The 17,369-nt window shown below is 46.9% G+C and carries 15 protein-coding genes; 7 read left to right on the top strand and 8 right to left on the bottom strand.

The features are described from left to right. Positions 1-12: 12 nt before the first annotated feature. Positions 13-1,587 (top strand): SpoVR family protein, encoded by a 1,575-nt coding sequence (locus AC1HDJ_RS07470; protein WP_479534689.1) that lies wholly within the window; start codon positions 13-15, stop codon positions 1,585-1,587. 83 nt (positions 1,588-1,670) lie between these two features. Here AC1HDJ_RS07470 and fadR read toward each other — a convergent pair whose 3' ends face one another. Further along, positions 1,671-2,390, bottom strand: a complete 720-nt coding sequence (gene fadR / locus AC1HDJ_RS07465; protein ID WP_479534687.1) for a fatty acid metabolism transcriptional regulator FadR — start codon at positions 2,388-2,390, stop codon at positions 1,671-1,673. Positions 2,391-2,829: 439 nt separating this feature from the next. Here fadR and nhaB point away from each other — a divergent pair, with 439 nt between their 5' ends. Continuing rightward, the gene (nhaB, locus tag AC1HDJ_RS07460; protein WP_479534685.1) at positions 2,830-4,428 is read left to right on the top strand and encodes a Na(+)/H(+) antiporter NhaB; all 1,599 of its coding nucleotides are present in this window, start codon (positions 2,830-2,832) and stop codon (positions 4,426-4,428) included. 130 nt (positions 4,429-4,558) lie between these two features. Beyond that, positions 4,559-5,089 (top strand): disulfide bond formation protein DsbB, encoded by a 531-nt coding sequence (dsbB, locus tag AC1HDJ_RS07455; protein WP_479534683.1) that lies wholly within the window; start codon positions 4,559-4,561, stop codon positions 5,087-5,089. Positions 5,090-5,299: 210 nt separating this feature from the next. Here dsbB and dusC read toward each other — a convergent pair whose 3' ends face one another. Further along, positions 5,300-6,262, bottom strand: coding sequence for a tRNA dihydrouridine(16) synthase DusC (dusC, locus tag AC1HDJ_RS07450; RefSeq protein ID WP_479540342.1), 963 nt, complete (start codon positions 6,260-6,262; stop codon positions 5,300-5,302). A 215-nt stretch (positions 6,263-6,477) separates the two neighbouring features. Further along, complete coding sequence (locus AC1HDJ_RS07445) at positions 6,478-6,924, bottom strand: YcgN family cysteine cluster protein (protein WP_479534679.1); 447 nt, start codon at positions 6,922-6,924, stop codon at positions 6,478-6,480. A gap of 255 nt (positions 6,925-7,179) precedes the next feature. Between AC1HDJ_RS07445 and AC1HDJ_RS07440 the strand changes: the two genes are divergently transcribed. Beyond that, positions 7,180-9,762: a YgiQ family radical SAM protein gene (locus tag AC1HDJ_RS07440; RefSeq protein WP_479534678.1), complete on the top strand. Its 2,583-nt coding sequence runs from the start codon at positions 7,180-7,182 to the stop codon at positions 9,760-9,762. Positions 9,763-9,885: 123 nt separating this feature from the next. On the opposite strand, the gene AC1HDJ_RS07435 is transcribed toward AC1HDJ_RS07440, so the two are convergent. From AC1HDJ_RS07435 to AC1HDJ_RS07425, 3 genes are all read right to left on the bottom strand, one after another. Beyond that, positions 9,886-10,554 carry a fumarylacetoacetate hydrolase family protein gene (locus tag AC1HDJ_RS07435; protein ID WP_479534676.1) on the bottom strand — a complete coding sequence of 223 codons (669 nt, stop codon included), beginning with the start codon at positions 10,552-10,554 and terminating at the stop codon, positions 9,886-9,888. Between the two features lie 104 nt (positions 10,555-10,658). Then, the gene (locus tag AC1HDJ_RS07430; protein WP_479534674.1) at positions 10,659-11,702 is read right to left on the bottom strand and encodes a lytic murein transglycosylase; all 1,044 of its coding nucleotides are present in this window, start codon (positions 11,700-11,702) and stop codon (positions 10,659-10,661) included. 117 nt (positions 11,703-11,819) lie between these two features. Next, the gene (locus AC1HDJ_RS07425) at positions 11,820-12,113 is read right to left on the bottom strand and encodes a YcgL domain-containing protein (protein ID WP_438622952.1); all 294 of its coding nucleotides are present in this window, start codon (positions 12,111-12,113) and stop codon (positions 11,820-11,822) included. A 125-nt stretch (positions 12,114-12,238) separates the two neighbouring features. On the opposite strand from AC1HDJ_RS07425, the gene minC reads away from it, so the two are divergent. From minC to minE, 3 genes are read left to right on the top strand one after another with little or no spacing between them, the layout of a single operon-like run. Continuing rightward, positions 12,239-12,919, top strand: a complete 681-nt coding sequence (gene minC / locus AC1HDJ_RS07420) for a septum site-determining protein MinC (RefSeq protein WP_438622951.1) — start codon at positions 12,239-12,241, stop codon at positions 12,917-12,919. Positions 12,920-12,948: 29 nt separating this feature from the next. Further along, a complete protein-coding gene (gene minD / locus AC1HDJ_RS07415; protein ID WP_438622950.1) occupies positions 12,949-13,761 on the top strand; it encodes a septum site-determining protein MinD in 813 nt (270 codons plus the stop codon). A gap of 3 nt (positions 13,762-13,764) precedes the next feature. After that, on the top strand, positions 13,765-14,037 hold the full coding sequence (gene minE / locus AC1HDJ_RS07410) for a cell division topological specificity factor MinE (RefSeq protein ID WP_438622949.1): 273 nt from the start codon (positions 13,765-13,767) through the stop codon (positions 14,035-14,037). A 53-nt stretch (positions 14,038-14,090) separates the two neighbouring features. Here minE and rnd read toward each other — a convergent pair whose 3' ends face one another. Both rnd and fadD read right to left on the bottom strand, forming a co-directional pair. Then, entirely contained in the window at positions 14,091-15,236 is a 1,146-nt protein-coding gene (gene rnd / locus AC1HDJ_RS07405) for a ribonuclease D (RefSeq protein ID WP_479537044.1), read from the bottom strand. A 276-nt stretch (positions 15,237-15,512) separates the two neighbouring features. Then, positions 15,513-17,228 (bottom strand): long-chain-fatty-acid--CoA ligase FadD, encoded by a 1,716-nt coding sequence (gene fadD, locus AC1HDJ_RS07400; protein WP_479534670.1) that lies wholly within the window; start codon positions 17,226-17,228, stop codon positions 15,513-15,515. Positions 17,229-17,369 lie beyond the last annotated feature (141 nt).

The raw sequence follows: 17,369 nt of genomic DNA, 5'->3' as shown, positions 1-17,369 counted from the left end.
GGAGGATGCAAGATGGAAAGCAACGACAGCACAATACAGCACATCACTGCGCCACATCCGCCGCATATTGGCCATGAAACACCACTGAGCGATGGCCCTGACTGGACTTTCGCTCTGCTTGAGCAATATCACCAAGAGATTGATCGGGTAGCAAAACTCTACCATTTAAGCACCTACCCCAATCAGATAGAGATTATCACCGCCGAACAGATGATGGATGCCTACTCCAGCATTGGCATGCCCATCAACTACAGCCACTGGTCATTTGGCCGTAAATTTATTGAAACCGAGCGAAATTACAAACATGGCCACATGGGGTTGGCATATGAAATTGTGATCAACTCCAACCCCTGTATTGCCTATCTGATGGAAGAGAACACCATCACGATGCAGGCTCTGGTGATTGCACATGCCAGCTATGGACATAATTCGTTTTTTAAAAATAACTATCTGTTCAAATCGTGGACAGATGCCGGTTCAATTGTCGATTACTTACTGTTTGCCAAGCACTACATCAGTGATTGCGAAGAGAAATATGGGGTTGATGAGGTGGAAAAAATCCTCGACTCCTGCCATGCACTGATGAACTACGGGGTTGACCGCTACAAGCGGCCGCAAAAAATATCGCTGCAAGAGGAGAAAATGCGGCAAAAAAACCGTGAGGAGTATCTTCAAAGTCAGGTCAATGAGCTGTGGCGCACGATCCCCCGTAAAGAAAAAGACAGCGAATTAACCCAAATCCGTTTCCCGCCTGAACCGGAAGAGAACCTGCTCTATTTTATCGAAAAAAATGCCCCGCTTTTAGAGCCATGGCAGCGTGAAATTGTACGGATTGTGCGCAAAGTCAGCCAATACTTCTACCCGCAAAAGCAAACGCAGGTGATGAACGAAGGCTGGGCCACCTTTTGGCACTACAGCATTCTTAACCATTTATATGATGAGGGAAAACTGACCGACCGCTTCATGTTTGAGTTTCTGCACAGCCATACCAATGTGGTTTATCAGCCGCCTTACAACAGTAAGTATTACAGTGGTATTAACCCGTATGCCCTTGGTTTTGCTATGTTTCAGGATATAAAACGGATTTGCCAAGAGCCAACCGAAGAGGACAGACGCTGGTTCCCAGATATTGCCGGAAGTGATTGGCTTAAAACACTACACTTTGCCATGAGTAACTTTAAAGATGAGAGCTTCATCAGCCAGTTTTTATCGCCAAAACTGATCCGTGATTTCCGGTTTTTCTCGGTACTGGATAATGATCGAAATAATTATCTTGAGATCCCCGCGATCCACAATGATGAAGGGTATCGGAAAATCCGCGAAGCACTCTCTACACAGTACAACCTGAGTAATTTAGAGCCAAACGTTCAGGTCTGGAATGTGGCACTGCGCGGTGATCGTTCACTTACGTTACGGCATGTTATGCATGATCGCGTGCCACTGGCAAAAAGCCGTAAAGAGGTGATGAAACATATCTATCGGTTGTGGGGGTTTGATGTTTATCTGGAAGAGGTTAATGCCGAAGGAAAAGCTGAGTTAATTGAACGTTGCCCACCAAGAGCCGGTGACAGTAGTTTTCAGATTTAGTGAGTACGCGGCAAAAAACCCAAACGGCATGTCTACACATGCCGTTTCATATAGATTTGAACTCAATGTGGCTAAATCAGCGATTAACGGCGATGATCGGCAATATCCTCAGGGATATTTTCACGCATGCCATGCCAGATTAAACCACTATCAATACCGTATTGGCGGACAAGCGCAAAAATAGTGTCAAATTGCTTGTTCTCGCACATGGCAGCCAGTTGAGTATAAAAATCAGCAGCCAGTTTACGGGCATCAGGATTCGAGAAATAATACAGGCCAACCCGTGAGTATAGGCCTTTCAAGCCATTAAGGATCAGGCCATAAATAGGGTTGCCGGATGCAAACGCCAGCCCCTGAAAAACACGGTAATCCAGATCAGTATAAGCTTCTGCCGTATCATCAATAGCGGTGATTTCGTGCAACAGTGATAACGCACGCTCAGGGCTGTTACGCAGTGCACCACGAATATAAATCGAGGAGATATTGGTACGGGCTGACAGCAAATTATCAATCAGCTGAGGAACACTGTCATGATCGAGTCGGGCCAACGTTTCAAGGATATTCAACCCTGACGTTTCCCAGAAATTATTCACTTTTGTCGGCTTACCATGCTGGATGGTTAACCAGCCATCACGGGCCAGACGTTGCAATACTTCGCGCAGTGTGGTTCGGGTTACACCTATCAGCTCTGACAGCTCACGTTCCGCCGGTAAAATAGATCCGGGTGGAAAACGGTTATTCCAAATGCTTTCAACGATGTACTCTTCTGCGAATCCGGCGGGGCTTTGCGCCTTAATTACCATGGTATTCGTTATCCATCTATTTATTTTATCTTTTGCTTGAGCTCATCATACCAGATGACCGCAAATGTAATAGCTATAACACACATTAAAACTCGGCAGTATACTGAATAACAGTGGCAAATTATCGTAAATATGTTGAAAGACCCATTTAGTGAAATTATTCACTATTAATCATATGATCTACATGCATCACTGATTCATTTTAAATACCGCGATTAAGTTCAAAAAACAGTATTTTACTCACGATTCATTACAAAATAACGCACAACTTATTTACCTTATCGCCATGTGCAACAATATGTTTTGTTTATGTTTTATTGTTATACAGCGCTAGACTGAGCTATATCAATTTGTCATTCTGCTAACATCCTACAATATACGTTACAGACATTTTGTCTCAGACACTTTACGTCACAGCCTTGATAACGAGAAAATACTCATGGAAATCACGTTCTCCCGCGCGTTTCTTAGAAATTTCTTAGGAAAATCGCCGGATTGGTACAAACTGGCCATTATCTGTTTCCTGATCATCAACCCAATACTGTTCTTTTTTGTTGACCCGTTTGTAGCCGGTTGGACACTGATCGCAGAATTTATCTTTACCCTTGCCATGGCACTCAAATGCTACCCACTTCAACCGGGCGGTTTGCTGGCAATTGAGGCGATTGCCATTGGCATGACTAGCCCCGAGCATGTGAAACATGAGTTGGTGGCAAATATTGAAGTGCTGTTGCTGCTGATTTTTATGGTGGCAGGTATCTACTTTATGAAGCAGCTCTTGCTGTTTGTATTTACAAAACTGCTGCTTAAAATTGAATCAAAAACTACCCTCTCACTGGCTTTTTGTTTTGTTGCCGCATTTTTATCCGCATTTCTTGACGCGTTAACTGTGGTGGCCGTTGTTATTAGTGTTTCGGTCGGTTTTTACTCTATCTACCACAAAGTCGCCTCGGGTGAGGGTGTGGCCGATGAGCACGACAGCAGCAATGACAGTAAACTCAATGACGAAAAGCGTAAGCAGGATCTGGACAATTTCCGGGCGTTTTTACGCAGCCTGATGATGCATGCCGCCATTGGTACTGCACTCGGCGGTGTGATGACCATGGTGGGTGAACCCCAGAATCTGATCATTGCTGACCGTGCCGGCTGGAATTTTGCCGAGTTTTTACTGCGCATGTCACCGGTAACTGTACCGGTATTTATCTGCGGAATGTTCACTTGTTATCTGGTTGAGCGTTTTAAAATATTCGGTTACGGCGATCAATTGCCAAGCAGTGTTCGCCAGATTTTGCTCGATTTTGATCATCAACAAGATACCCGCCGAACCAAGCAAGAAACGGTAAAACTGTGGGTACAAGCGCTGATCGGCATCTGGCTGATTGTCGGCTTAGCATTGCACCTTGCGGCGGTAGGGTTAATCGGGTTATCCGTGATTATCATGGCAACGGCATTTTGTGGCATTACTGATGAGCATTCACTGGGTAAAGCCTTTGAAGAGTCTCTGCCGTTTACCGCCCTGCTGACCGTATTTTTTGCCGTAGTTTCCGTTATCATTGATCAACAGCTTTTTAAACCGATTATTGATTTTGTACTACAGGCATCCCCTTCCCACCAGCTGACGCTGTTTTATCTGTTTAACGGCCTGTTGTCTTCCGTATCAGATAACGTGTTTGTCGGTACGGTATATATCAACGAAGCAAAAACCGCATTGATGAATGGCGCATTAAGCCTGAAACAGTTCGAATTGCTGGCAGTGGCAATTAATACCGGTACCAATTTACCCTCGGTTGCCACCCCGAACGGGCAAGCCGCCTTTTTATTTCTGCTCACCTCAACACTTGCACCGCTGCTGCGCTTATCTTATGGGCGAATGGTGATTATGGCGCTGCCTTATACCATTGTACTAACGCTAGTTGGGCTATTTTGCGTCGAGTTTACCCTACAGCCAATGACTGATCTTTTCTATCAGTGGCACTGGTTATCGAACGAAGCAAATACCGCACTGCTCAATGTGAATGCACTTCCGGCAGCGCACTAACAGCATAACAATACAAGCTGTAATATAATATTTTCTTATGAGGCTCTATTTCCAGAGCCTTTTTTATGTGTAAACTGCAATAATGCAAACGTTACGCTCTATCTGAATAACAGGGATCTATTAAAGCATTATGTGGGATACTCTTTACCGCTTCTCTACAACTCGCTTATCGTGGTTTCTTATGCTACTAACCGCCACGGGGCTTGAGTTAACTGCGCTTTATTTTCAACATATCCTGAAGCTAGAACCGTGTGTTCTCTGTATTTATGAGAGAGTTGCGCTGTTTGGTATTGTCGGTGCGGCACTGCTTGGCTTGTGTAACCCGAAAAACCCAGTGTTTCGCTGGTCAGCTATTGTACTTTGGATGTACAGCGCATGGCAGGGTATTATGCTGGCATGGGAGCATAATCAACTTCAGGTTAACCCATCACCGTTTCAAACCTGTGATTTTATGGTGCGCTTTCCTAGCTGGCTACCGCTGAATAAGTGGGTTCCCGGCATTTTTGAAGCTTACGGTGATTGCGCGCAAGATCAGTGGCATTTTCTGAATATCACCATGCCCGGCTGGCTAGTATTTATCTTTGCCGCCTACCTGATTGTGTCGGTTCTCATCGCATTAGGGCTATTGCTTGGGAAGGAAAAACGTTCACTGTGGCGGTAAGATTAGCGGGTTGATTCACCTGCTGACTCTCTTTAGATGAGCTACATAATTAACAAAAAAACAGGCTGTGACTACAGCCTGTTTTTTATTGAGTTATCCGGTTTATTTATCTGGCCATGTTACCGTTAAAAAACAAGAAGCAGGGAAATAAAAAATCATAAACCTTACAGAGTAGATAACCACTGCATCACGAGCTAATGATTAAACGGATTAAACCGATTTTTCCTGTTTCTGTGAAGCAGAAAGCACCGCGACCATTTCATCAACCCGTTGCAAAGTTCGTATCTGCGCAAACAACGCATCAGCCTCAGCATATTGCTTGCGTAAATAACTGAACCACTGCTTAATACGCGCTGAGTGATAAAAACCTTTATCGCCGTTTTTTTCCAGCGCCGTGTATGCCAGCAACAGCTCAACCACCTCGGCCCAGACTCGCGGAGGATGGTTATATTTCACCACATTCGCTAAATTTGGCACATTCAGTGCACCCCTGCCCAGCATCAAATCCGTACAGCCAGTGAGCTCACGGCAACGCAGTGCCGAGGCATAATCGGTAATTTCACCGTTGGCAATCACCGGAATTTTCAAACGCTGGCGCAAAATACCAATTGCCGGCCAATTAATTTTATCTGCCTTATAGCCGTCGGCCTTTGTCCGGCCATGAACCGCAATTTCCGTTGCCCCTGCCTGCTGTACGGCATCGGCAATTTCCATGCTGTGATCGGTACTATCCCAGCCTAAACGAACTTTTACCGTCACCGGCATATCTCTGGGTACGGCATCACGCATGGCTTTGGCCGCCCGGTAGATTAAGTCAGGGTCTTTGAGCAGTGACGCTCCACCGTCACTTCCGTTGACTTTCTTCGAAGGGCAGCCGCAGTTTAAATCAACCCCCTGTGAGCCAAGTGCTACCGCACGGGCTGCATTTTCAGCCAACCACTCAGGCGATTGGCCAAGCAGTTGAACCCGAACTGGCGTGCCTGATGGCGTCAACCCGCCACTATGCAACTCAGGGCATAAGCGATAGAACAGATGCTCAGGCAGCAGTGCATCAACCACGCGCACAAACTCAGTCACACACAGATCATAGGCGTTGATTCGCGTCAGTAAATCACGCAGTAACGGGTCAAGCACCCCTTCCATTGGCGCTAAAATAACACGCCCTACCGCCATTTCTGCCGGTGTCACCTGAAACTGATCGTGTGGCTTTAACATCATAAAACGGGACTCTGACACTGGTTATGTTTCATCTTTACTGTTGATCATTCAACTGTGGTCACAAATACGGGGAAGAACCGTGCCGATGTTATTGGTATCACCTGATAATTCCCATCACTGAATTATCCACATGGCCGGATTATTTACTTTCCCTTATTACTTATGTCATTTTATCGCACATGCTTGGGCTTATTCATTATGTGCTCTTCCCAGTCAACCACATCAATTTCATAAACACACTGGTCACGTACAGAAACACCAGCTTTATGCATGGTTTCCCGGTTACCCGATACCAGCGGATGCCACTGTGGTAGTGATTTGCCTTCATCAATTAAACGATAAGCACATGTTGCTGGCAGCCACTCAAAGCTGTGCATATTGTCACGCGTGAGTTTGATGCAATCAGGCTCAAACTCAAACCGGTTCTCATAGTTACGACACTGGCAACTTTGTAAATCGAGCTGATCACAGGCAACGTTGGTGTAGTACAGCTCATCAGTATCGGCATCAATGAGCTTGTGTAAGCAGCACTGTCCGCAGCCATCGCACAACGCTTCCCATTCGCTGTCGCTCATTTGATCAAGGGTTTTGGTTTGCCAAAATGCGTGTTCAGTCATAGAGTTAAATACTTCACTTAAAAGGTTCGCACCCCCAAAACGGCGGCGCATGATGTTTTCAAAAGCGTAAAATAAAGGCCGCTAAACTCACGTGAAAAAACGGTGCCCATCGTATCAGGAGCACACCAAAGGTGTTTTTTACACGCGTTAATATCACCCAGTATAAAAGCTTATTCGCACGATACGAACAGAAAGAGTATAATCGCGCGCTTTCTTTGTAGTATACGCCGTTGACTAACCGGAGCGATAAGCCACATGAGTACAAGCCTGATCCAGCCGGAGCGCAGCCTCTTTTCTTACCCACGTTACTGGGCAGAATGTTATGGCACAGCCCCTTTCCTGCCCATGTCCCGTGCGGAGATGGATCAACTAGGCTGGGATAGCTGTGACATTATTATCGTGACCGGTGATGCCTATGTCGACCACCCAAGTTTTGGTATGGCCATTATCGGCCGTATGCTAGAGGCTCAGGGTTTCCGTGTCGGTATTATTGCACAGCCCGACTGGACAAATAAAAATGACTTCATGAAGTTGGGCAAACCGAATCTGTTTTACGGTGTCACTGCCGGTAATATGGATTCCATGATCAACCGCTATACCGCTGATCGAAAATTGCGCCACGATGATGCCTACACTCCCGATAACGTAGGCGGCAAACGCCCCGACCGTGCTGTCTTAGTCTACACCCAACGCTGCAAAGAGGCCTACAAAGAAGCCCCTGTCGTGATTGGTGGAATTGAGGCTAGTCTACGCCGTATCGCACATTATGATTACTGGTCAGACAATGTTCGCCGCTCGGTATTGGTTGATTCGAAAGCCGATATTCTGATTTACGGCAACGCCGAACGCCCGCTGATTGAAATTGCCCACCGCTTTGCTGCCGGTGAAACAGTTGAAAATATGCAGGATATTCGCGGCTCTGCGGTTATGCGTAAAGAGGCGTTATTCGACTGGAAAGGTGTTGATTCAACCCGCATTGATCAACCCGGCCACATTGACCCTATCCCTAACCCGTATATGGAAGATGCCCCCTGTGCAACGGATGCTGATTCTGCAAAATCCGATGTTACGAAGGCAAATGCGGAAAAACAGAACACGGCAAAAGCGATTGTTGTGCAGCCCCCGCGTCCGAAACCGTGGGAAAAGACCTATATTTTGCTGCCTTCCTACGAAAAAGTAAAAAATGATAAAGTGCTGTATGCGCATACATCACGCATTTTGCACCACGAGACCAACCCAGGTTGTGCCCGTGCGCTGATGCAAAAACATGCCGACCGCTATGTGTGGATCAACCCGCCGGCCATTCCGCTGACAACCGAAGAGATGGACGGTGTCTTTGGTTTACCTTACCAGCGTATTCCACACCCTTCATACGGCAAAGCAAAAATACCGGCCTATGACATGATCCGTTTCTCAATCAACATCATGCGTGGTTGCTACGGTGGTTGCTCATTCTGTTCGATTACCGAACACGAAGGCCGGATTATTCAAAGCCGCTCAGAAGACTCTATTATCTCTGAAATTGAAGAGATCCGCGATAAAGTCCCGGGCTTTACCGGTGTTATCTCTGACTTGGGCGGGCCGACAGCCAATATGTATATGCTGCGCTGTCAAAGCCCGCGTGCCGAGCAAACCTGCCGCCGCGCCTCTTGCGTCTACCCTGATATTTGTCAGCACATGGATACTAACCATGAGCCGACCATTAAGCTGTATCGTCGGGCGCGTGACCTCAAGGGGATTAAGAAGATCCTGATCGCATCAGGTGTACGCTATGATCTGGCAGTAGAAGATCCGCGTTATGTCAAAGAGTTGGCCAAATACCATGTTGGCGGTTATCTCAAAATTGCACCGGAACACACCGAAGAAGGCCCGCTTTCTAAGATGATGAAACCGGGTATGGGCTCTTATTATCGCTTTAAAGAGCTGTTTGAACAGTACTCTAAAGAGGCCGGAAAAGAGCAATATTTGATCCCGTATTTTATCTCGGCTCACCCCGGTACGCGTGATGAAGACATGGTGAATCTGGCATTGTGGCTGAAAAAGAACAAGTTCCGGCTTGATCAAGTACAAAATTTCTATCCATCACCGCTGGCCAATGCCACCACTATGTATCACTCCGGTAAAAACCCGCTGGGTAAAGTTGATTACAAGAGTGAGGATATTGTAGTAGCACGCGGGGAGCGTCAACGCCGCCTACATAAAGCCCTGCTGCGTTATCATGATCAGGCTGGCTGGCCGATGATCCGTCAGGCTTTGCGTGATATGGGGCTGATGCGTCTGATTGGTACTGGCCCTCAACACCTTATTCCGCCCGCCTCGGCACGCGAAATTCAGCATGCTGACAGCATGAAAAAAGGCACGCGTGCTGCGCTGACCAAACACAGTGATATCACTCACCAGCGTAGTAACGGCCAGCAAAAAGAGGCCGGACGCACAGGAAAACCTCAAACTCCGCACGCAAAAGCGCATGCTAACAGCACCGCTAGCTCTACGGCAAAAGCCCAATCGGTGAAACCTAATGGTAAAAAAACACCGGTAAACAATACTCAGGGTAACAGTGTAAATAGAGATCAACCTAAAGCCAGTACTCCAGCAGCCTCTCGGGCAAAACCAACCAACCGTCAAGGGCGACGAGCCGCAGAACAGGCGGCAACTCAATCAACCGCATCTACTCATACACAATCAACGCATGCCCCATCAGCACAAAAACGTGCAGATAAGCGTGTAGCGGGAAAGAGTGGGAAAAGTGCCCATAACCACAGCAATAGTGGTCATCACACACAAAGTAAAGGGGCTGCCCGCGCAAAAAAACCTGCGGGTAAAAAAGCGGGGGCATAACCCACTGCCGCTTTCCTGATAACTACTGTTTTTAGGAAAGCGGGTACAAAAACAACAATGCCTGTTCAGCACTCAATCTGAACAGGCATTTTTTTAGGCCACCGTTAATTAGCAGACGGATTGTTATCTTTTTCTCTCTTGCGCTGATGTACGAAGCTCTTTTCCCGCCAGTATCAGCAATAATTGATCATCTGGGCACAATGGGCCAACCCCTTCCGGCGTTCCGGTCAAAATAATATCACCGGCTTTCAGGGTAAAAAAGCGGCTCATATAGCTGATCAACTCAAGCATAGGCGTCAGCATATTTGCCGTATTTCCCTGCTGACAAACCTGATCGTTGACGGTCAGCGAAAAAGGCAGATCCTGCCGGTTATGAACCTCTGCGGCAGGAACAAAACCGGATACCGGACAAGAGCCGTCAAAGGCTTTGGCCTTCTCCCACGGACGACCTGCTTTTTTACACTCAGCCTGTAAGGTTCGCAGCGTCAGATCTAACCCGATCCCGTAACCCCAAATGGCATCAGCAACCTGTTCTATAGTGGCATTTTGCAATGGCGTACCAATGAGCACCGCAACTTCTGCTTCATGGTGTACCTCACCGAACCCTACCGGTAATACAACCGGCAGGCGTAAATTACATAGCGCAGTATCCGGTTTTAAAAACAGCACTGGTTCAGCAGCTCGTGCGCTGCCCATCTCTTTAACATGGTCAGCATAATTTAGCCCGACACACACCACTTTTCCTATGGGAATAGCAAGCGGCTTTCCCTGCCAATCAGTATGTTGATACATAGACAACCCTCCTTAGCTGTAGCCCTTTACGCAATAATAATGTGCTTTAGGCCTGCCCATAATAGTGGCGATATTTATGGCGCAACAATTTATGGCGCAACAATCTATGGCGTAACAATCGCATCTGCCAGCATACCCACACTGGTTGCAAAATAGTAAGAGCGATTCCAGTGCATCAGTGTTCGGTAATTGTTATATACCAGCAGAGACTGACCGTTAATATCATCGGGTAACACCAACCATGCCTGCTCGGTTAAATGCGGTAGAGAACCCCCATTAGGTATACTCACACCCAATGCCTGCCACTGTTTTACCGTTTTACCCTGTGCGGTTTTCGTACCGGCAAGCTCACGGTTAAAACCAGCAGGAAGTTCTACTTTCTCACCCCAGCTTAGCTGATCATTCCACCCTTCGGTTGAGAGATAATTGGCAGTTGATGCAAACACATCTAGTACGTTGTTCCAAATATCTTTATGCCCATCACCATCACCGTCAGCGGCATAAGTCAAAAAAGAGGTCGGCATAAACTGACACTGCCCCATCGCACCGGCCCACGAGCCTTTCATCAAGGTCGGAGAGATATGCCCCTCTTGCTGAATTTGCAGAGCTGCCATCACCTGTTTAGTAAAAAAGACCTCTCGGCGGCCTTCAAAAGCCAGTGTTGACAATGCAGAGATCACATTCTCTTTACCGGTAAAGCGCCCAAAACTGCTCTCAGTGCCCCACAACGCAATAATATACTGTGGTTGTACACCGTATTTTGCTGCAATCGGCATCAGTTGTGAGTGGTAGCGCTGATACATCTCGCGCCCCTTTTGGATTTTACTCTGGGTCAGGCTTTTTTGCAGATACTGGTCTAACGTTAACTTAAACTCAGGCTGGCCTCTGTCGGCCTTCACTGCGCGCTCTAAAAAATACACATCCGTAAAACCTTGCTCTACCGTTGCCGGAGCAATACCCTGAGCAAGTGCATGTTGCTTGAGATGCTGAATAAACTCGGCAAAGTCAGCCGGTGTACGATCTGCTCGAAAGGTTGCCAGTGCTGCGGCTTGCTCAGTTTGCACAGGAACAGAACGGGCAGACTGCCCCGAAGCGCAGCCGGTTAATAAAAGACTCATACCGATGAGTGAAAGTAATGAAAGCTTCATTTTTTATACTCTGTTTATCACCACATTATCATCACAATAAACACGCCTAACCCTTTGATGCCCGTGTTATCGCCATTTTGTTATGCTTGTTAATAAGCCGCAATCAGCTGTTTGCAACTATTTTGTATCAGGTGTTACTTTTGCTTGAAACTCCGCACGATGTTGTTTTAATAAATTCTCTTTTGGCGGAGGAAGTTGTAAATAAAAACCCTGCTCTGCCAGCACGGTTTTCATTTTATTCACATCGGTATGAACTAATTTTCGTGAGCCGTTTAAGGGAAAAAGCATAACTAATTGTGGCGTTCCAAAGCCTTGTAGTAATTCAGCCGGAACCCGTGAAAAATCATCTCTTTTCTCTAGGAATAAATAGGTCTCTTCACGTTTAATACTTTTGTAGATTGCGCACCACATCTCGACGGAATCCCTTATGTTTTCTTGCGTAAGCCGTGTTGTAACTATAACATGTTAAGATAAACGATTTATATTCTTGTCATGCCTAATATAGCTAGGACGCGCAGGAGAAGCGAAACCAATTTATGTCACAATACCCTGTAGATCTGAAAGGGGGGAATTTCACCCTCACTGTTGTCCATTTGCACAGCACAGATCAAAACCAAATTAAGCAAATGCTTTTAGAAAAAGTGCGGCAAGCACCCGCCTTTTTTCAAGGTGCGCCTGTGGTATTAAATGTGGCAAATCTTACTGAATCAGCAGATTTTAAATTTCTAAAACGTGCGATTCGTGAAGCCGGATTATTTTTAGTCGGCGTAAGCGGCTGCACTGATAGTCAACAAAAAGAGAGCGTTCGACGCGCTGGGTTGCCTATTCTGAGTGAAGGTAAGATAAAAGAGCCAAAACCGGAACAACCTGCTCCTGTCGCACCCGTTATTACGCATACGAAGGTAATTAACACTCCGGTACGATCTGGGCAGCAAATTTATGCGAAAAATTGTGATCTTATCGTCAATAGTCATGTAAGCCCGGGGGCGGAATTAATTGCTGACGGCCATATTCATATTTACGGCGTAATGCGCGGGCGCGCAATTGCCGGTGCGGATGGCCGAACCGATGGCAGTATTTTTTGCCTGAATTTGCAAGCTGAGCTGGTGTCGTTATCAGGGCAATATGCGCTGAGTGATCAGATCCCCTCTTCGGTGTGGCAAAAGGCAACTCGCATTACGTTACGAGAAGATAATATTCATTTTGAAGCTCTTTGAAATAGGCTCTTTTTGACAAGGAACCCCTCATGGCACGTATCATCGTTGTAACCTCTGGGAAAGGGGGCGTTGGTAAAACAACTTCAAGCGCGGCCATTGCCACTGGTTTAGCATTGAAGGGCAAAAAAACCGTTGTTATTGATTTTGATATCGGCCTGCGTAACCTTGACCTGATCATGGGTTGCGAACGCCGTGTGGTATACGATTTTGTGAATGTGATTCAAGGTGATGCCAGCCTGAATCAGGCGTTAATTAAAGATAAGCGGGTTGAAAACCTGTTTATTTTGCCCGCCTCACAAACCCGTGATAAAGATGCGCTGACCCGTGAAGGCGTAGAAAAAGTATTAAATGAACTCGACAGCATGGGTTTTGACTATGTGTTGTGTGACTCACCGGCCGGTATTGAAACCGGTGCACTAATGGCACTCTATTTTGCTGATGAAGCCATTGTCACAACTAACCCTGAAGTTTCATCTGTCCGAGATTCTGACCGTATTTTGGGGATCTTATCCTCGAAATCACGTCGTTCAGAGCAGAGTCTTGAGCCGATTAAAGAGCATCTGCTGCTGACGCGTTACTGCCCTGAGCGGGTAACCCGTGGTGATATGCTGAGTGTGCAAGATGTTGAAGAGATTTTGCGTATTCCACTGGTTGGTGTTATTCCTGAAAGCCCTTCCGTATTGCGAGCGTCGAACCAAGGTGAACCTGTTATCCTTGATAAAGACTCTGAAGCAGGCCAAGCCTACTTAGATACCGTTGAGCGCCTTTTGGGAAATGAGTGTCCTTTCCGTTTCCTTGACGAAGAGAAGAAAGGGTTTTTAAAGCGATTGTTTGGGGGATAAATTATGGCGCTCCTAGACTTTTTCCTGTCGCATAAAAAGCAGACAGCAAGCATCGCGAAAGAGCGTTTGCAGATTATTGTTGCTGAACGTCGACGTGGAGACAGTGAGCCTCACTACTTACCGGCATTGAAGCAAGATATTCTCGCCGTGATTTGTAAATATATTCAGATTGATCCAGAACATGTCACCGTGCAACTGGAGCAAAAGGGCGACGATATTTCAATACTTGAATTGAATGTCACTCTGCCAGAGGATGATGCGAAAAAGAGCCCTTAATTACCGTATTTTTAATTAAAAAGCTCTTCTACGCATCCGTTGAGTGAGTCAGTTTACGCTGACTTACTCAATAATTTCTGTAAACGCTCGCCCATCAACTCTCCGCGCCATCCTGACAGTAATTCAGGTAGATCCTGATCACTTTTCGCACAGTCAACATGCTCTGTTGATTTCCATGCAAAACTCAGTAATTGGTGAATTTGACGGCGTGATGCCAGCAGTTCACTGCTTAAACCGGTTTCCGTTTCCAGAGTACCAATAAACGCTTTGATCTCTTTAAGTGTTGCTTTGTACTCTGGGTTATCTACCAAACGGCTCAGTGCTGCAGGGCATTCACTTTCAGGCAGCTTTTTAGCCTGATCAACCATTTGTAACATCGTACGGCCATGAAAACGAATTGCCGGATTTTCCAGCTCAAGGTGATTTAAATCACTCATGGTCTGCGGAAGATAACGGGCAACTTTCCATAAACTCAGCTCTTTAACCACAAAGTTGAGTGCCAAATCACGGCGCTGAGCCTCTTCAATCCGCCATTTTGCCAGCAAACGTAAACAGGCTAGCTGACGCGGATACAGCTGCCATGCATTACTGATATCGCGATAAGCAAGCTCTGGCTGGGTAATTTGGCTACGACGCCATACCGCCTGCAAACACTCAGCTTGTACTGCGCCCATATGCCCGCTCTGCTGCACTTTTTCCAGCAGCGTTTTAAACATCGGCAGCAAATAATAAACATCGGCAGCGGCATAGTGACACTGCTTTTCTGTTAACGGGCGAGCCAGCCAGTCGGTACGTGATTCGCCTTTATCCAGCTCGACACCCTGATACTCAGCCACCAATGCGGCAAAGCCGGTTGAAATACGGTGGCCAAGAAACGCAGCCATGATCTGTGTATCCAGCATAGGTGTTGGCATTACCCCCAAATAGTGCTGAAAAACCTCAAGATCTTCACCGCAGGCATGTAACACTTTGGTGATTGCCGGATTAACCAGCAAATCACGCAGTGGTGTCAAATCTGACATCGCCAGCGGATCGATCAAGGAAACATGCTGCCCATCAAACAGCTGCACTAAGCCAAGCTGTGGATAGAGGGTGCGTGTACGCACAAATTCGGTATCAATGGCAACCAGATCACAAGTTGCTGCACGCTGGCAAACCTCAAGCAGATCGGCATCAGTAGTTATTAATCGGTAATCCACAACAATATTCTCTTCCACTATGCTATGTCTTCTTGAATGCCCGTTGCCGCATGGACATCAGACAAAGGCGCTTTCGAAATACCTAAAGAGACCGCCCTAAATAGGGCTTTTGTAACCTTAGTATATCTTGGCAAGAATCCATTAGAGCATGTTTATATATATCAATACACTTGTCTGTGGCTATACCCTCAGACCGGTGTCATTCACGGATATTGACAACAGAAACGCCGGCAACTGCCGGCGTTTCAAGCTAAACGAGTATTACATCAGCACAAATTACGAGGCTTTGGCCTGCTCTGGCTCATCATCAACGGATACTGTTGATAGAGTTTGTGCCTCTTCGCGCAACGCCCGACGAAGGATCTTGCCCACGTTGGTTTTTGGCAGTTCATCCCTAAACTCAACGATTTTCGGGCACTTATAGCCGGTGAGATTTTTCCGACAATACGCGATTAACTCATCACGCGTCAATGACGGATCTTTTTTCACCACGCAGATCTTAACCGCTTCACCCGACGCTTCGCTCGGCACACCAACCGCTGCCACTTCCAGCACTTTTGGATGATGTGCCACCACATCTTCGATCTCATTCGGGTAGACGTTAAACCCTGAGACGAGGATCATATCTTTTTTGCGATCAACAATCCGCATGAAGCCTTCGTTGTCAATGCGCACAACATCACCAGTCGCCAACCAGCCCTCTTTCAATATCTCGGCCGTTGCTTCAGGGCGCTGCCAATAACCCAGCATAACTTGCGGGCCTTTGACCCACAACTCGCCAGCTTCACCGTCTTGCACCTCGTGCCCATCATCATCAACCAGTTTGATGTCGGTTGAAGGTACAGGTAAACCGATAGCACCGTTATACCCTTTGAGGTTATATGGGCAGCCGGCCACCAGCGGTGAGCACTCTGTCAGGCCATAGCCTTCAAGTAACTTGGTTCCGGTCAGTTTTTGCCACTGCTCGGCAACAGCCCGTTGCACCGACATGCCGCCACCTACGGTTAACCGTAGGGCAGAAAAATTAATTTCACGGAAATCTTCATTGTGGATCAGCGCATTAAACAGTGTGTTAACGCCGGTAATAGCAGTAGCGTCGTAACGCGCCAGCTCTTTAACAAACCCCGGAATATCGCGCGGATTGGTAATCAACAGATTCTTGCCGCCCATCTCTAAAAACAGTAGGCAGTTTACTGTCAACGCAAACACATGATACAGCGGCAGAGCGGTAACAACGCGCTCACGGCCCTCTTCCAGAATCGGTGAATAACCCGCTTTTGCCTGTAAGACGTTAGAAACCATATTGCGGTGAGTCAGCATTGCTCCTTTCGATACGCCGGTAGTACCCCCGGTATATTGCAAAAAGGCGATATCATCACAGACAATTTCCGGTTTTACATACTGCTGGAAGCGCCCTTTTCGCAGTGCTGCACGGAATGAAATGGCATCAGGCAGATTATATTTTGGCACCATTTTTTTGATGTACTTCACAACGAAGTTCACCAGCGTCCCTTTTGCCATCGGCAACTGGTCACCCATACGGGTTAAAATGACATGCTTAATCGGTGTCTGATACACCACTTTTTCTAGGGTATGCGCAAAGTTTGAAACAATCACAATGGCTTTAGCGCCGCTGTCATTGAGCTGATGCTCAAGCTCTCGTGGGGTATACAGTGGGTTTACGTTAACGGCAATCATACCCGCGCGCAATACACCAAACAGGGCTATCGGGTACTGCAACAGATTCGGCATCATCAAGGCAACACGGTCACCTTTTTGCAGCTTGAGGGTATTTTGCAAGTAAGCAGCAAATGCCCGACTGCTCTCTTCAAGCTTACGGAATGTCATCACCTGCCCCATGTTAACGAAAGCGGGCTGATCGGCATAACGGTGTATGGCCTGCTCAAACAAGTCGACCAGAGATGAGTATTGATCAGGATTAATTTCAGCTGGAACATCAGCAGGGTAACTAGAAAGCCAGACCTTTTCCACGGTAAGTCTCCTCACAAATATAGTTGTATGCCATGCCTCAGGAGGAGACCCCGGGCTAGCTTTACGCAACATAATCCGGTTGCTATAGGATAAATGCTCTAACGACAAGCACTACTCTACAGGGCAAACCTGACATTAACA

Source organism: Plesiomonas sp. ISS29 (assembly GCF_056522795.1).
Note: the sequence above shows the minus strand (reverse complement) of the source record. Positions and strands in the feature narration are given on the sequence as shown.

Excerpts from the sequence above, each read along its gene's own strand:
- AC1HDJ_RS07425 (WP_438622952.1), bottom strand. The coding sequence starts at position 12,113 with ATGTGGTGCGCAATCTACAAAAGTATTAAACGTGAAGAGACCTATTTA.
- minE (WP_438622949.1), top strand. The coding sequence starts at position 13,765 with ATGGCGCTCCTAGACTTTTTCCTGTCGCATAAAAAGCAGACAGCAAGC.
- AC1HDJ_RS07440 (WP_479534678.1), top strand. The coding sequence starts at position 7,180 with ATGAGTACAAGCCTGATCCAGCCGGAGCGCAGCCTCTTTTCTTACCCA.
- minC (WP_438622951.1), top strand. The coding sequence starts at position 12,239 with ATGTCACAATACCCTGTAGATCTGAAAGGGGGGAATTTCACCCTCACT.
- dsbB (WP_479534683.1), top strand. The coding sequence starts at position 4,559 with ATGTGGGATACTCTTTACCGCTTCTCTACAACTCGCTTATCGTGGTTT.
- dusC (WP_479540342.1), bottom strand. The coding sequence starts at position 6,262 with ATGGCGGTAGGGCGTGTTATTTTAGCGCCAATGGAAGGGGTGCTTGAC.
- minD (WP_438622950.1), top strand. The coding sequence starts at position 12,949 with ATGGCACGTATCATCGTTGTAACCTCTGGGAAAGGGGGCGTTGGTAAA.
- fadR (WP_479534687.1), bottom strand. The coding sequence starts at position 2,390 with ATGGTAATTAAGGCGCAAAGCCCCGCCGGATTCGCAGAAGAGTACATC.
- AC1HDJ_RS07445 (WP_479534679.1), bottom strand. The coding sequence starts at position 6,924 with ATGACTGAACACGCATTTTGGCAAACCAAAACCCTTGATCAAATGAGC.
- AC1HDJ_RS07470 (WP_479534689.1), top strand. The coding sequence starts at position 13 with ATGGAAAGCAACGACAGCACAATACAGCACATCACTGCGCCACATCCG.
- AC1HDJ_RS07435 (WP_479534676.1), bottom strand. The coding sequence starts at position 10,554 with ATGTATCAACATACTGATTGGCAGGGAAAGCCGCTTGCTATTCCCATA.
- AC1HDJ_RS07430 (WP_479534674.1), bottom strand. The coding sequence starts at position 11,702 with ATGAAGCTTTCATTACTTTCACTCATCGGTATGAGTCTTTTATTAACC.
- nhaB (WP_479534685.1), top strand. The coding sequence starts at position 2,830 with ATGGAAATCACGTTCTCCCGCGCGTTTCTTAGAAATTTCTTAGGAAAA.